This window comes from Microcystis sp. BLCC-F210 (genome assembly GCF_042134685.1).
Classification (GTDB): Bacteria; Cyanobacteriota; Cyanobacteriia; order Cyanobacteriales; family Microcystaceae; genus Microcystis; species Microcystis aeruginosa_D.
This window is the reverse complement of record NZ_CP169647.1, coordinates 3,208,238-3,223,041: the sequence shown is the minus strand read 5'-3', so window position 1 is coordinate 3,223,041 and position 14,804 is coordinate 3,208,238. Positions and strand designations below refer to the sequence as shown.

The 14,804-nt window shown below is 37.3% G+C and carries 8 protein-coding genes, 1 tRNA gene and 4 pseudogenes; 9 read left to right on the top strand and 4 right to left on the bottom strand.

Going from position 1 to position 14,804, the window contains the following annotated elements:
* Positions 1-24: 24 nt before the first annotated feature.
* The 3 genes and pseudogenes from ACE3JL_RS15380 to ACE3JL_RS15370 form a co-directional block, all read left to right on the top strand.
* A pseudogene (locus ACE3JL_RS15380) lies at positions 25-897 on the top strand (hypothetical protein); the annotation flags it as partial.
* Positions 898-1,435: 538 nt separating this feature from the next.
* Positions 1,436-1,519: pseudogene (locus ACE3JL_RS15375) on the top strand (hypothetical protein); the annotation flags it as partial.
* A gap of 586 nt (positions 1,520-2,105) precedes the next feature.
* Positions 2,106-2,501: a hypothetical protein gene (locus tag ACE3JL_RS15370; RefSeq protein WP_036396888.1), complete on the top strand. Its 396-nt coding sequence runs from the start codon at positions 2,106-2,108 to the stop codon at positions 2,499-2,501.
* A gap of 19 nt (positions 2,502-2,520) precedes the next feature.
* Here ACE3JL_RS15370 and ACE3JL_RS15365 read toward each other — a convergent pair.
* From ACE3JL_RS15365 to ACE3JL_RS15355, 3 genes and pseudogenes are all read right to left on the bottom strand, one after another.
* Positions 2,521-3,322: pseudogene (locus ACE3JL_RS15365) on the bottom strand (IS630 family transposase).
* Between the two features lie 401 nt (positions 3,323-3,723).
* Complete coding sequence (locus ACE3JL_RS15360) at positions 3,724-9,615, bottom strand: NACHT domain-containing protein (protein ID WP_375327858.1); 5,892 nt, start codon at positions 9,613-9,615, stop codon at positions 3,724-3,726.
* 25 nt (positions 9,616-9,640) lie between these two features.
* Entirely contained in the window at positions 9,641-10,408 is a 768-nt protein-coding gene (locus ACE3JL_RS15355) for a DUF1822 family protein (RefSeq protein ID WP_375327857.1), read from the bottom strand.
* Between the two features lie 190 nt (positions 10,409-10,598).
* Between ACE3JL_RS15355 and ACE3JL_RS15350 the strand changes: the two are divergent.
* From ACE3JL_RS15350 to ACE3JL_RS15335, 4 genes and pseudogenes are all read left to right on the top strand, one after another.
* A pseudogene (locus ACE3JL_RS15350) lies at positions 10,599-10,712 on the top strand (DUF4164 domain-containing protein); the annotation flags it as partial.
* A gap of 94 nt (positions 10,713-10,806) precedes the next feature.
* Positions 10,807-11,007: a hypothetical protein gene (locus tag ACE3JL_RS15345; protein ID WP_150975082.1), complete on the top strand. Its 201-nt coding sequence runs from the start codon at positions 10,807-10,809 to the stop codon at positions 11,005-11,007.
* A 118-nt stretch (positions 11,008-11,125) separates the two neighbouring features.
* Positions 11,126-11,198, top strand: a tRNA-Ala gene (locus ACE3JL_RS15340).
* Positions 11,199-11,328: 130 nt separating this feature from the next.
* Positions 11,329-12,426, top strand: a complete 1,098-nt coding sequence (locus ACE3JL_RS15335; RefSeq protein WP_271991600.1) for an AI-2E family transporter — start codon at positions 11,329-11,331, stop codon at positions 12,424-12,426.
* Positions 12,427-12,825: 399 nt separating this feature from the next.
* Here the strand turns inward: ACE3JL_RS15335 and ACE3JL_RS15330 are convergent, their stop codons facing one another.
* Positions 12,826-13,665: an ACT domain-containing protein gene (locus tag ACE3JL_RS15330; RefSeq protein ID WP_375327856.1), complete on the bottom strand. Its 840-nt coding sequence runs from the start codon at positions 13,663-13,665 to the stop codon at positions 12,826-12,828.
* 220 nt (positions 13,666-13,885) lie between these two features.
* Between ACE3JL_RS15330 and ACE3JL_RS15325 the strand changes: the two genes are divergently transcribed.
* Positions 13,886-14,104: an Asr1405/Asl0597 family protein gene (locus ACE3JL_RS15325; RefSeq protein ID WP_375327855.1), complete on the top strand. Its 219-nt coding sequence runs from the start codon at positions 13,886-13,888 to the stop codon at positions 14,102-14,104.
* Between the two features lie 67 nt (positions 14,105-14,171).
* Positions 14,172-14,747, top strand: coding sequence for a (2Fe-2S) ferredoxin domain-containing protein (locus ACE3JL_RS15320; protein WP_375327854.1), 576 nt, complete (start codon positions 14,172-14,174; stop codon positions 14,745-14,747).
* The last annotated feature ends 57 nt before the right edge of the window (positions 14,748-14,804 follow it).

Below are 14,804 nucleotides of genomic sequence, written 5' to 3'. Positions count from 1 at the left end.
TAGACAAGTTAAAATAGAGGGTAGATGTTGTTTATAGACCTAACTCCTGTCATTCCAATGGACACACAAAACAATTTTCTCACCTTTGAAATCTTCGCATTTGACACTTCTAATCAATCTCATATCAAAACTCCTGATAATTTAGTCCATCTTCTCGCCTCGAATAATTCATTTTGGAAGGGAACACAACAAATAGGTTGTAACAGTCGCCAAATCAAGGATAATTTTATAGAAATTACAGTAAATCCAATTAAATCTGATCAAGACAGCAAAGATAAATGTATTACAGGTTTTTCAATTGTTGTAAAGGGAGAATATGATTGTTTAGAACCTCAACGTATTCCAATTTTAAAATTTTTAAAAGACCAAAAATTAGAAAAACTGGATATAGTAAAAGACGAAATTTCTAAACAGATTGCTGATCAAATTTATCCTTATATTAATCGTGTGGAACGCGATTTAAGAGCCTACATAACGAAATTCATGACAACCAAGATAGGAGTGAATTGGTGGACAACGGGATCCACCCAAGATTTTAGAAAGAAAGTTGATCACAGAAAAAATAATGAAAAAGAATTTGCAATCCATATTGACAATCAACTCTATCTGATAGATTTTGATGATTTAGGTTCGATTATATACAAGCTTTCATCTGGTTGTATAACCAAAGAGGATTTAATTAAAAAAATTGATAGGCTTGAAGAAACTCCCGAGGCAATTCGTAAATTAAAAGAAGAAATTAAAAGCAACTATGATAAGTTTTTTAAGGAATCATTTAAATACAGAAATTTTCAATCTAATTGGGAGAAACTGCATAAAATCAGAAACAAAGTAGCTCATAGTAATCTTTTTACCAATGAGGACTTAAGTGTGGCCAAAAACATATACAAACACTTAATTGAAACAATCGAGAACGCAGAGCAGAAACTTGAAGGACTGATATTAACTCCTGAAGAAGTAGGATTAATACAAGAAGAAGCAAATTCTATAGAAGATAGACAATATCCCATCGAAAAATTGATGGATATAGTAGGAAAGTTACCATCCGAAAAATTGATGGATCCATTAAGAAAGTCACCATCCAAAAAGATGGATCTAGTAGGAAAGTTACCATCATGCCATTCTCTTATCACTCCTTCTGGCTTAAACTTAAGACGAATGAAAACCGAAAAATTGATGGATGCATTAAGAAAGTTACCATCCGAAAAATTGATGGATCTATTAAGAAAGTCACCATCTGACGGGTTCTTCGGTTTGTGCTATGCAATGGACGGAGTTATAAGGGATGAAACCCTTATAGAGAAGGACATTGATGCGATTTTGTCAATTGTTTTCGATCTAGAACGAACTAATCAATAGAACTCTTGCCAGATAAGGGTTTAGTCGATTTATGCCACCCTATCGAACCATACCAAGTAACGAAGAACCCTCCATTATAGGTTCGATCGTTATCTCCCCCCAGGGTGCGGTTAGCTTACTGGGAACCATGGTCGGTGGTTATAACGTTCATTCTCTCATTCTCTGATTGAACTGCTGAAATCCTGCGTTATACCATTTCTCTAAATGAAAACTACACATCGAATTTAAGTCACCCTTTTTAAGGGCGATTTAGGGGGATTAAACTTCTGTAGTCAGACTTTGGAGAATTGGTATTAATTTCGATTTTATTACTCAATCCAAGCTTTTGGGGGGTTCTACCCCCCAAACCCCCCGCGCATTAGTTTTTCGGTGGGATGCTTACAGGCAGTTATTAATATATTTGTACTGAGTTAAGAGTGACTGATAATTCCTGATGGTCGGTATTTCTGCAAATGTTGAGATGCAGCCCACACAGCAAAGTCATGTCTCACTAACCTAGAAATTCAGAGACTAGCAAAGATCCAGTAACCTAGGAAGAAACCGTTACAAGTGAAGACTAGGAGACAATAGACCTATGTTAGAAGCCTATCATCAGCACGTTGCAGGGATCTCTCCCCTTCCCCTCAATGCCCAACAAACGGCGGAATTATGCGAATTAACTAAAACCAGGTGTTGTTAAATCAGAATATGAAGAATGAATTGCTACACAACGAAAGCCCTGCTCTTACCCAAAAATTTTATCGCCCATGAACACTTTTAATGAATTAGAAGAACTGGAAGCTTTTCAGCGCCGTTTAGAGTCTGCTCGTCTGCGTCGTCGTCAGCTGGAAGAGCAGCGCAGACAACTGGAGAATGAATATACTTCCTACGATACACCAGAAAAACTGAAAGGACTGGCAGAAATTGCCGAGACAGCTACTGAATCACCGACTTTTAAGGCAAAATTTTGTCATTTTTATCATCGAAGAGCGACGAGAACGACAGCAGATATAGTGGAAGGGGTAATCGGAATTACCTTTGGCAGCAATATCCCCTTAGCGATCGTAGCCCTAATTATTATTAAACTCTTAAGGATGCTTCTGGAAAACCGTCTTGATGATTATTGCGCTCAGTTTGGAGAAAACGAACCAGAATCAAGATAAAAAACCTAATACCAAATTTCTAAATTCCTGAAAGACATAGAGCTTCTAAAATCCAAGACCATCCCGTCAAATACCCGATAGTGTCATTGGATAAACGATTAAAAAGAGCATCGAGTTTATCTCTTAAAGCATCAAGAGATTCAAAAGTTTCCCATACCAGAGAATTTTTCAGGTAAAGCCAAACTCTCTGTTGCGGGGTTAACTTCAGGACAACAAGAAGGTTGATAAAATAAGAGAATATTGTCAGGAATTTCTAAGTGTCCCGCAATATGTGCAGGAGCGTTATCTACTTGTAAAATATGTAATTCATCGGGAAAAGCTTGCGATAGTTGTAATAGATATTCTCTGAAACAATGCCCATCTAAATGGGAGAATTCAGAGAAGAAGCTTCTGACCTGTCGAGGCTCTACAGCCCCGTACAACCAAAAGCATTGGAAGTTATCTTGAAAATTACCAATGGGCTTAACTCCGAAAAGAGTTATTTTATTCCGAGCAATAGTGTGACAACCAAATCTACTTTCATCCTCGCACCAAAAACTTACTTTCTCGTAATTCTTTACTTTCTCGCTTTCCCTGTCTAGTAAAGCTTTTAGCTGTTTAGATAAGTTCGCTGTTTTTTTGTAGAAACTTAACCAGCGATGGATTGTTCTTTCCCCTCGTCCCATTAATACTGCTAAATGGCGAACCGTCTCTACCTCGTCCATCTTCAAAAAATATCAGGACTGTACTTTAGCGTAGGCTAAACTACTTTTTTGTTGTTTCATTAATTCTTTCAAATCTTCTACTGACTCAACAATATCAATTTTGGGTACGACTGGCATCGCCAATTTATCCACTTAATCATCTTTTCTATAAGTAGGGCTTGCTGAATAAAGGTGAAATCTAGGCAAGGTAAGGGTTTTCTGGCTTTTCTCGCGAAACAGGTGCAAGATTTTGAGAGAATCGTCGTTCAAAACCTTGCGTCTTCATCGGCCCGCGTCCTGTAGGGGCGAAGCATTCGGGCAATAACCTATCGGTGAAACCGTAGATTTTCTATCCGAATGCTTCGCCCGTACTTTTTCAGCCAACCCTAAGTATGCCATAGTTTTTGAAATTTGGTATGACTTTTCTATCCGCACCCATTGCCCTAAGTTTGCATTTTCGCCAAGCTTTTTTGAGGAGATGGTCTTTTGCCCGTTAGTTTAGAACTTGAGAGGAGGTAACGTGCCATTGAGACAAATGATTAATTAAAGCTGTCCATAATTTCTTGAACTAGCTCAGGATGATCTTTTTTATATTTTGAGAGATAGTATTGCCAAAAGAGTTTTTGCAGGTTTTGATCAATTTCTAGGCATTCAAAATCTTTAAACAACTTTTCATGAATGTATCTTGTTCCACCTTCAATCAGCATTTGATTACGCTGAGAAACATCTTCGATTTTAAGGCTTTTCATAATTAAACGGTAATCTCTATAATTTTCAGCAAGAAATTTAAGTATTCTGATTTTTTGAAACTTGGTTAACCCTTTAAACAGTTGTTTGGAAATTTCTGCTGTTATTATTTTCTGCCAGGATATAAACATAATCACTAAAATCTCAAAGATTATCATAAATATCATCAATAAGACACCAATAAGCAAGCGTTTTAATAGCTCAAGCACTGTAAGCGATATAGGTTCTATAGGTTTCGTAGACAGGGTACTATTTATTAAGCCGACAAACTTAATGAGTAACTTATCTATTTCTGATATATTCTTTAGATGAGGATTGCTTAAACAATATTGTTGTAGTTTTTGAAGGTGATCAGTTATGTAACTTATGTAATTATAAATAATAGGAACAACTTCCGCTCGTGAAATATTATATGTCCTATTAATATAGAAATTACATCCATCATAATTAGATTGATCAGAAAATAAGAAATATAAAACAAATATAACAAGTGCTAAAATTGATAATTTAAAAATGGTTATTACAATTCTTTTAAATAACTTTAATGTCGAGATAGGCTCCCAATTTAATTTGCTACAAAACAAAGAAAGTTTCTTAGTTAAAAAGAATGTTCCCGAGTGGTACTTACAATACTGTAAAGCTCTAGCTAAGATTTCCCATTGATCTTTTTGTGAAAGGGAATTCCATTTACTTGATTGGGTATTGTGGTTACAGGTAAAATTAACAAATGAAATCGGATCAAAATCACGATGATATTTTCCACTTATTTTTAATCTTTGCTTAAAATCAAGCATTCCAGAGAATTTCTTGAAATTACGCTTTCTAATTGTTTCAATTTTCCCGTATAACTTATCTGGATTGATAATCCAAAAGAAAAGTATAGTTATGGTTAGCAGAATTCCAAGTTTAGTTAGTAAAATGGTTAATCGAGAAGTTATCGTATCCGCTTGCCACCAGTTAATATTGATTCCTAGAAATTTTTCCAAAGCATCCAAGCATTGTACATAAACGAGATAAAGGTTAGGGTGATTAATGTAATTACTGAAATGATAAACAATTAATTCTATAGCCAATTTTAAATTCGTGACAATAAACTTATCAAATAACTCAGACAATGGAGGAATGATTAAAACAATAAATCCTAAAAAGAAAGTTATCAAACCAGCATTTACACCCGTCTCTTCAGAGGCATCAATAGTATTCGTATTACGATTCATTGAATTGACTAAAATTTCTTGAGTCCATCCGTCAAAAGTATGCCAATAATTTTTAAGCTGACGGAAATAAACTCGTTCTCTTTGAATTTTTTGGGAGAAGCTAAAAGTATTGATTAATATTTTAATGGGTATAATCGTAAACTTACAAAACAGCCATAAAATAAAAGACATGAGCCAATCTACACCTTGACAAATATATAAAAAGGGAATCATGGCATAGTGTATTAATCGGATGAGGAAGAATAAATATTTAAAAATGCTAAGAATATATAAATAAAATTCTAAAAGATAATTTTCAAAATTATTTTGGTATGTTATCAAATTTCCGATTTTATTGATGAGATTATGTAGTTTCCTATATAGCGAATATTTTATCACTCCATGATCAGCTAACTGAGAAAATTTATCATATTCTCTTAACCAAATATCCCGCTTCATTTTCATATAAAGTGACTGAATCACTAAAGACGACTTAAAACTAGGGGTAAAAAATACCTTAGAAAAATCTTGATAAGAAACGCCTGAAGCATAGTGATAAAGCTGTTTAAAACTATAGCCCCGCTTTTCTAAGTCGTGATTAATTAAACCCTCTTTAAAATAAGCAATTAAGTGAAGAAAATATTGATTAGATGAATTTCGCTCTAAGACATCTAACACAGTGGGAATATCTTTATCATACTGATTTTTTGACTGAATATCATGGATAGTGAAGGATAAAATGATCGGTGTAATCTGAGCAGGGTTTCCTAGTAATTGCGAATAAATCTCTATGTATTTTGTATAGGTATTAGGAGATCTAAAAACTTTCTCTTTCAAAGAATCAGTTAATGCGTCTTTAATAGATTTATTTAAAGATGGTAGCTCTTCCAAAGATTGTTTTAAATCATCAATCAAATCCTGAATCTTTTCTAGATCGTCAAAATAAATCATTAATTGAGCAATCAACGATGCTTTATACTCAATAGGCGCAATTTCCTTAATACACTTAAAAGCCGTTTGTGACTTAGCATTATATTCTTTTTTCTCATCTTGTGGAATCAAGGCAGAAATAACTTCAGCCAAAGACTTGACAATCAATTCATGATCAATAGAAAGTTGAATCAAATATTCAAATGCTTTTTTCCAATCAACCGCAGTATCATTTATTTTAGTCACTCCTAACGGATTTACATTGAGAAAATCTACAATATTAGGTAATACCTCAAAAGTTTTATTAACAGATTCTTCATTATCCTCTGTTATTGTGTTCTTCGTATATTGTTTATAACTATTGGAAGGATATTTGTAATTGTACCCCGATCTTAGTCGTATAAATTCAGAAATATCAAAATTCCACTCTGATTGTGCTTGATTATTAACGGGTACTGGTATCTCTTTCTCTGCTGTTTCTATTGGTTCTTCCTCAATTAAAGAAAAACCCAACTCAGTTAAAACCCTACCCGCAGCATGGGCTACTGTTAATTTATCTCTCCATAAATCAGGCTTTCCTCGAACTTGGCAGATTATCTTCCTAAAATAGTTTCTATCAACACCACCCAGAAACTTATCAAAGCTCCAAGACTCTTCAAGATCAAATCCATATTGCTGTAGAAATTCATCTTTAGATTGAGATAACTTAAGTGATCTAAAACTCTTATCCTTATTATCTAAAAGATACTCCTCATCAAAGATTGCCCATCGCAACATTTGCTTAATAACCTTTTTCTGCTTTCTCGGATTCTCAAATTCTGTTAATCCCAATGCCGCCATAAAATAAGCCTGATATTGATAATATCCATCCCAGCCATCCTTAAACGTTGTTAAAGCATTAATTAAACGATTTTTCTTGCTTTTTGCTAAATCTTCCCTACCCAACCACAGCAAAAAAACTTCTCGCCACTGGGTATCAAAAATACGGTAACTAGCTCTAGTATGATTAGGATTATAGGAAATATGATTGAAAAAAAAGCGACTATCCTCAATTCCCACCGCCGCAAAGTATTCCGTAAAGCTAGGATGAAAGAAAGCATAAATATTTTTGTTTTTATTGTTAACATCTTCTCCTACCTTATTAAGCCAACCTAACTTGAGAACTAGATTAAATAAGGAACTATCATTACCTTGTTCACCCAAAAACTTACAGACAATATCTTCGTGAAATCGAAAACGAGTCAATTCATGATCCCAACAATATTGAGCTAATTTACCTATCTGACGATTTAGCTGTTTTAATTGCTTAGAAGTCACCGATAAACGATACTTTTTCCCCTCATTTTGCCAATGTAATAAACTATTAACAAATTGACGATATAAACCTGCTCTCGTCTCTGGTAAACGATTGTGACCCTGTTGATGATACCAATTCCAACAAAGCAACGTTAAACAAAGCGGATTCCTGACTAAATCCTGAACACGCTGTTTCCCCTCATTTTTTAACTCATTAATTAATTTAGCTCCTTGCTGTTGATTATTTTCTTGATCATAGGGTGAAAACCAACGAGTAATAAACTCCTCTACTTGCTCAGGATAGGAGAATTTAAGCGTTTTGTAAGTATCAAACTCAATTAAAGCATTAAAATCATTGTCCCAAAGATTTAAACGACAAGTTAAAATAATTCGAGTATTGTCAAACCAACTAACCTCATTGATTTGTTTCTCAAGCTCTCGTAAAATGTTAACAGACTGGTTGTACATTTCATCAACCCCGTCCAATAATATCCAAATATTGCCTGCTTTTAATCGCTGCTTAAAACTACTTTCAATCCGATTAAAATCCGCATCTATATTAATATTCCTAATAACAGACTTTAACCATGTATCAAATAAATAATGCTCTAAATCCTGACCTTGTAAATCTGCTAAAGACACCCAAATAGGAATATCTTCGGGCATCTCTTGACCTAACCAACGGCCAACCTGTTGCAACAAGGTTGTTTTTCCCGAACCTGGTTCTCCAATAATTGCGATACGTTTTCCCTGACTTTTAGGACTTTGACAACGTTTTAATACCTGTTCTAAAAATTCCTGATTTTCATAGGTTTTAATAACCTCAACTTCAGTTGTTACCTCTTTAAAAATGATCGGCTCATCAGTTGAGATTGGCTCATTTTGATTCTTATTTTTACTGAAAGGATTTAGATTTTTTATCCCTTGATTAATGGCTTGAATGACACCACCTAGAGGGTTAAAATTACTTTTTTCTCTTCGAGATTGCGTGTACGCTGGATATTTCTCAATAACTTTACGTTCCAGTAAACCGAGAGGTACATAGACTTCTTCTCGCTCATACTTTCTATCAACTTTTCGCGCCGTCAAGGGATTTGTTGTTAGTTTTTGCTGTAATTGTAAGCGGTCATTACAAATTGTCTGCCAAGGAATATTTTCAGCAGTATAACGAATCTCGGTGTCTAAACTCAATGGTTCTGTTGCAGGATTTTGGAACACTACAGGCAACCAACCAATCCCAGGATAACTATTATTATAGTCTTCATTAATACGTTCAGTTGCTGTTCTGACAGCATAATAAAATGACTCTCTTTGATGAAAAAAAGCATCCAGAAAATACTTAAAAAAGTCTTGAGCAACGCCATTCGGTACAGGCTCTCGCATAACAATAACTTGCGGAATATTCAAATCCTGTAAATACTCTGCTAACTTGAGACCGTCACAGGAATTAAAGATGGCTAACTTTAAGCCTCTAGAAATCGCTTTCTTTAAACCGTCTCTTAATTCATCCAGATTTAAATTCTCATGGTCATTAATTGCTATGGATCCGCGATCGCCTTGACTAGAACTATGACCTGAAAAAGATAGAATATCCCAAGTCTGCTCCCATAAAGCATCACTAAACCTTGATTTAGGTTCTTTGACTAAAAACTCAGGATCAGTATTCGGCAACTGATTTAAAAATACTTTATCTTTCTGCACGTCAATCCCTTTATCGCCCCCTAAAATTGCTAAAAGACGAATCTTGCCCTCCCTAGATTTAGCACTAGATGGCGATTTATAGCTGGTCGGACTAAGCGCGAACCAAGCCTGGGGACGTTTTTCCCAGAGCGACCATTCTGACCAAGGAAACTCAATAAACTTACGATCATCAGTAGAAATGTTGATAATAACTTCCTCTCGGTCACTGGTTTTATCCAGAATTTCCTCTTTTAGAGTCCGTAAATTGTCTTCTAGCCACTGTCTTGACTGACTTGCAAATTCTACTCTTGCCTCTTGACAAGCATTTCGCTGTATCTCTTCAGAATAATTTGTGATCTGTCCTGGAATATCACCAATACGAGGAGGATTATTCAAATCCTGACGAACTAACCCGCGAAAATTTCCTTGCCATCGGCTAGACTCCCGTTGATTCTCAGGTAAAACTAGAGTAGAACTGACACGCATGAGAGGATTGCTGCCCGAACCCTGGGTAACATCAAAAATACTGAGCCTTGCCTCCTGATCAAGTTCAATATTGACCTTTTTATAGTTTTTTGACATAGCTTCCTATCTAGTCTTGAGAATCTTAAGCCTCAAAAGTTTCAATCAGACTGAACTCATCTAAAGCAATCTTAACTTTAAAAACTTCACCCTCATTGAGGCTAAACTCTCGCTGAATCCAAGTATCCCTTTCTCTTGATACCGATTCCGTTAAAGCAGGGGTTTCATCTTCATTAAGAATAGCTAACTTCAGTTGAGGAGGTAAGTAAGGGATCCCTTGAGCGGTGGTAATTCGTACTTTAGCTTGACTGCTCGTGGGAGAATCGGGAATAAGCTCAACGGTTAAAACAATGGCGTAACCAACGATCGCCACCCCTAAATCATAAAATTTGCTACGCTCAAGCTCATTTCGTGCCGTTGATCTAGCCGCTAATTGGCGATCGCCGAGCAAAGTTTCCGTTGCCTCCCACCCCTGTCCAAAAATTCCCCGCCTCCAATCACGAAAACGGATAATGGTATTGACTGGTTCATTAACAGATATTTCGGCTTTTTTGAGGGCAATTTGCCATTCTAAGTCAGCTATTTCTCGATCGAGTTCGACAATTTCACTATTAACTTGCTTTAAATCGGCGATAATTTCTTGTTTACTGCGTTTTCTACCGTAGATAGCCAGTTCATCCTCTTGTAATTTCTCAAGGATAGAGTCTAGGGAAGCGGTTAAATCGGCCGAGGGACTATCCATAATACCTAAACGCATTAAGACCTGTACCGCTTTGAGAACGTCTTGCTGATAAGCTTCTCTAGAGGGGTAATCTTGGGGTTTTTTGAGATTTAAAGCGTCAATGATATTCATATTCCATCTTATGAAGGTTAAATGCGAAACTGTGATTATGTCACACTTAATATACCTCAAGTTTCTGAGAAATTCTCTAACAGGGATTGCAATATCTTTCATTTTAGAGTAGAAATGCTCGACCGAGAAAATATTGATAGAGTATTCACAGGAGACTGGGAAAAATTCAACTATAAGAGGATTGTCACTTATGACAGCAGTTACCGAGAATGATCTGAAAAGGTTAGAAGATTTAATCGTTAGCGGACAGAAAGCGATCGAATCCCGACTGACAAACCTGGAAAATGGCGAGAAGGCGATCGAGAAACCAGCAAAAAATCTCTGTTTTCCACTTCAGTCCGATCATCTCGCAGGAAAATTATGTATTAGAATAGAGAAAAGTTAACAAAATTTAAAATATGTTAGTTCCGATTCTCATCTTTGACCTCGGTCTTGTGGCTTGGTCATTGCATCTGATGCAGCAAGCGTTCGACAAGCAAGAGTTTTCCTTGATGCTGGCAGGAACCTTAGTGGCAGCAGCGGCAGCAGCTATGTTAGTGGTTTATTTCCTCATGGGTCACTGTTTAACCTATTTAATCCAAATTCCCGATCCAGTCTAAATGGAGGCGATTGTTTTACCCTTGTCAATCAGCGATCGCCTTGGGAGTGACAAATTTTTTTTTCGTCACCCCTTGACAAAATGATTCTATTTAAGCTATATTCAAAAATGGTCTTCGCGGGGTTATAGCTCAGTTGGTAGAGCACCTCAATGGCATTGAGGGGGTCAGCGGTTCGAATCCGCTTAGCTCCATAGAGTTAAGATAAGAGTTTCACGGTTCCCGATGCCAGAAAAGTGGCACGGAGATGGTAGATTGAAAGAGGATTTCTGGTTAGAAAAGTCTCTTTTTATCTCGATACTCTCTCACGACAACATTAGTTATATGATAGAGCTTTTTAGGCAACTACCTCGTTGGTTGCGGCTAAGTCTAGTTTTTCCGCTCTTATTTCTCAATGGCTGGTTATTATTTCAATTATTTAGCTACCTAGAACCCTTAGTTAGCATTTTTGTCACTGCTAGTTTACTGGCTTTTGTCTTAGATGTTCCCATCAAACTGCTGCAAAGACGCGGGGTTAATCGCAGTGGTTCGATCGCCGTTGTCTTTTTAATTGCCCTATTAATTTTGATTGTTTTAGGTTTAATTTTAATTCCCCAGATTGTCGAACAATTAAGCAGTTTAATCAATAGTTTGCCCCAGTGGATCGAATCGGGAACCGAACAGATACAAAATTTAGAAAAGTGGGATAAAACTCAGAAATATGCGATTTATATCGAGCAATCAATCACCCAGTTATCGGAACGACTAACCAATGTTTTACAAACTCTTAGCACTCAATTACTTAGCTTTGTGCTGGGAACTATCAACAGTATCTTAAACATTCTATTTGTTCTGGTTCTAACTGTCTTTCTTGTTCTCTACGGTGAAAAAATTTGGGAGGGAATTTTAAGTTGGATTCCTGCTCCCTGGAATCTCAAATTAAAAACGATTATTCGTCAAACTTTTGAAACCTATTTTGCTGGCCAAACCATTTTAGCAGGAATTCTCAGCCTTGCTCAAATTTTTGTTTTTGTGATTCTCAAGGTCGATTATGCCCTATTATTCGGGGTGGCGATCGGTCTAACTACATTAATTCCTTTTGCCAGTGCCTTTACCATTATTGGCATTAGTACCCTACTGATGTTTCAAGATTTTTGGTTAGGGTTAAAAGTTTTGACCCTGACTATTATTGTCGGTCAAATTAATGATAATGTCATCTCCCCTCGATTAATGGGAGGTATGATCGGACTTAACCCCGTCTGGATTATTCTATCTCTTTTTATCGGTGGCAAAGTGGCAGGAATTCTCGGTTTATTGATAGCAGTTCCCATCGCTAGTGTGCTGAAAAGTACCATCGATATTATCCGCTCACAGCAACGGGAAAAAGAACCGGTAGTTTTCCTAGAAGAAACGGTGAAAAATTCCTCGGAGGAGAGCAAATAATAATAAATCCTGTTTAAAGGGAAGTGGGATGTGGGAAGTGGGGTGTGGGGAAGTGGGGAAGTGGGGAAGTGGGGTGTGGGGGGATGGGGAGAATAAATAAAAATGGTTCTTCGTTACTTGGTATGGTTCGATAGGGGGGCATAAATCGACTAAATCCTTATCTGGCAAGAGACTTAATTGATTAGTTCGCTCTAGAGAAAAAACAATTGACAAAAATCGCTAAATGCCTCTCTATATAAGGGTTCCATCCCTTATAACCCCCGTCCATTGCATAACAATTACCGAAGAGCCATAAAAATAATCTCCTGACTCCTGACTCCTGACTCCTGACTCCTGACTCCTGACTCCTGACTCCTGACTCCTAATGACTGATAACTGATTACTGATTACTGATTACTGTTATGAGCGGCTAATTTCTTCAAGAATAGCCATCGCTTCTGTCACCCTATCTCTAGAGATAAATAAATGATCATGATAATAACCTGAAATAACATTGACGCTAATTGCTGCTGCGGCCAGCTTCTCGCTAATTACCGCTAAAAATCCCACCGCCGCTAAACTAGAATGCACAGAAAGAGTAATTTGTCTGTAAATATATTTGTACTGCAATCTCATGCGATCGGCTTGCTGACGGGGAATAATCACCGTTATGCCTTCCTCTTCCTGAAATTGGCAGATAGGAGTTAATTGTAGCTGTTCTAGTGCTGTTGCTGTGAGGGAAGAGAAAACGAATTCTTCAGTATTTAGGATTGGTTTCAGGGATTGGAGTAGAATATCGAGATTAGTTTCACCTTCCTCGGGTTTTTCTGGCGATTTTTTCGCCGCATCCATACACTGATTAGCAGCAGCATCAGCCACACTATTTTTAGCTCGTTCAATCCAGCGCCAGCTAATGCGATCGAATCGGGCGACTAATTGACAAGCACGCTGATAAAAGGGACGTAAACTATCGCTTTTTACCTTCCAGTCTCCCTTAACTTGATTGATGACTAATTGACTGTCTCCCCGAATTTCTAGGCTTTTTAAGCCTAATTCTTGGGCTTTTTCCAATCCAATAATCAATCCCGTGTATTCAGCTTCGTTATTAGTGGCTCTCTCCATATGTCTAGTCGTGGTTAAGGAATTACCCTCGGCTAAAACTATTACCGCTGCACCAGCTGCTCTCCCCGGATTGCCGCGAGAACCACCATCAAAATAGAGAATCGCTGAATCATCGGTTTTTTGAGCTTTTTTATCCATAATTTTCGTCAATAAATCTTATTGTCTCCATTTTTATCCCTTTGACAATTCTAGGCCGTAGCAATTCCTGTCAGCAAAGCGGACAAGCAAAATTTTAGCCGATCGCCGCTACCGGGTAACTTTTTTTTCTTCAAGTTATTGATAATTATTTGCAGTTGTCGGCTATACTGAGAAGATCAGCCTAGAGTTATATTGCTAATAATTCTCAATTAAAAGCCCCATGAGTATAGACAAATCGCCATCGGAAGCTGAGAAAATCTTCAATCTTAGTGCTTGGGATCGCTGGCAGGTTTACCACCGGCTCCGGGACCTAGACATTGAATGTCAATGCTCGCTCCATAAGCCTTTGCAGGTTCGCATCGATGGACCGGCTCAACTTTTACAACTGTGGATTGTCCTGGGACAGGTAAAGGTTTCCCGAGGCTGTTTAATCGCTTGACTAGAAACCTGTGGCAAGCATAATCCTTGAGAAAAATTAGTAATCTAAGAGTAAAAAGTGAGAAATTATGTCAAAATCTGCAACTACCATGATTCCCTTTCAAGTGGTCGGTCAATTCCTCGGTTTTGTCCTCAAAGACGGACATAAGGTAAAGTACCTAAGAATTAGTGTTGATAAACGAGAATATTGGTTTAAGCCCAAAAAAACACTGCGAGACCACATACCTCTTAATATTGCTCTCCACTCATGGCTAAAAGTGACGGGAGAAAGTAGTCTTTGTTCAAAAAAGGGAAAATTGAAACTGAGGGTACTGGGGATTGAGTATTTATCTGGCGAAAAAACCCCAGAAGTCGCCCCAGCAAAAGCGCAAAAAGCCACCGTCTTAATCTGTCAGAAGTCCGATTGTTGGAAAAATGGCGGTGCGAGAGTTTGCCAAAGGTTGGAGAGTGGTTTAGAGGAAAAAGGACTGGGAGAAGCGGTGAATATTAAATTAACCGGCTGTTTAAAACAGTGCAAAAAAGGCCCGAATCTGGTGGTTATGCCCGATAAAAAGCATTATAATCAGGTAGCTCCCCAAGATGTCCCCTCCCTAATCGAGCGGCATTTTGCCACTTCTGAGCAAGGGAAGAGCCTATCAGTTTAACCAAAAATTTAATCGGCGATCGCTATTGACAAGCGATCTTTTTTGTGCATCAGAGGG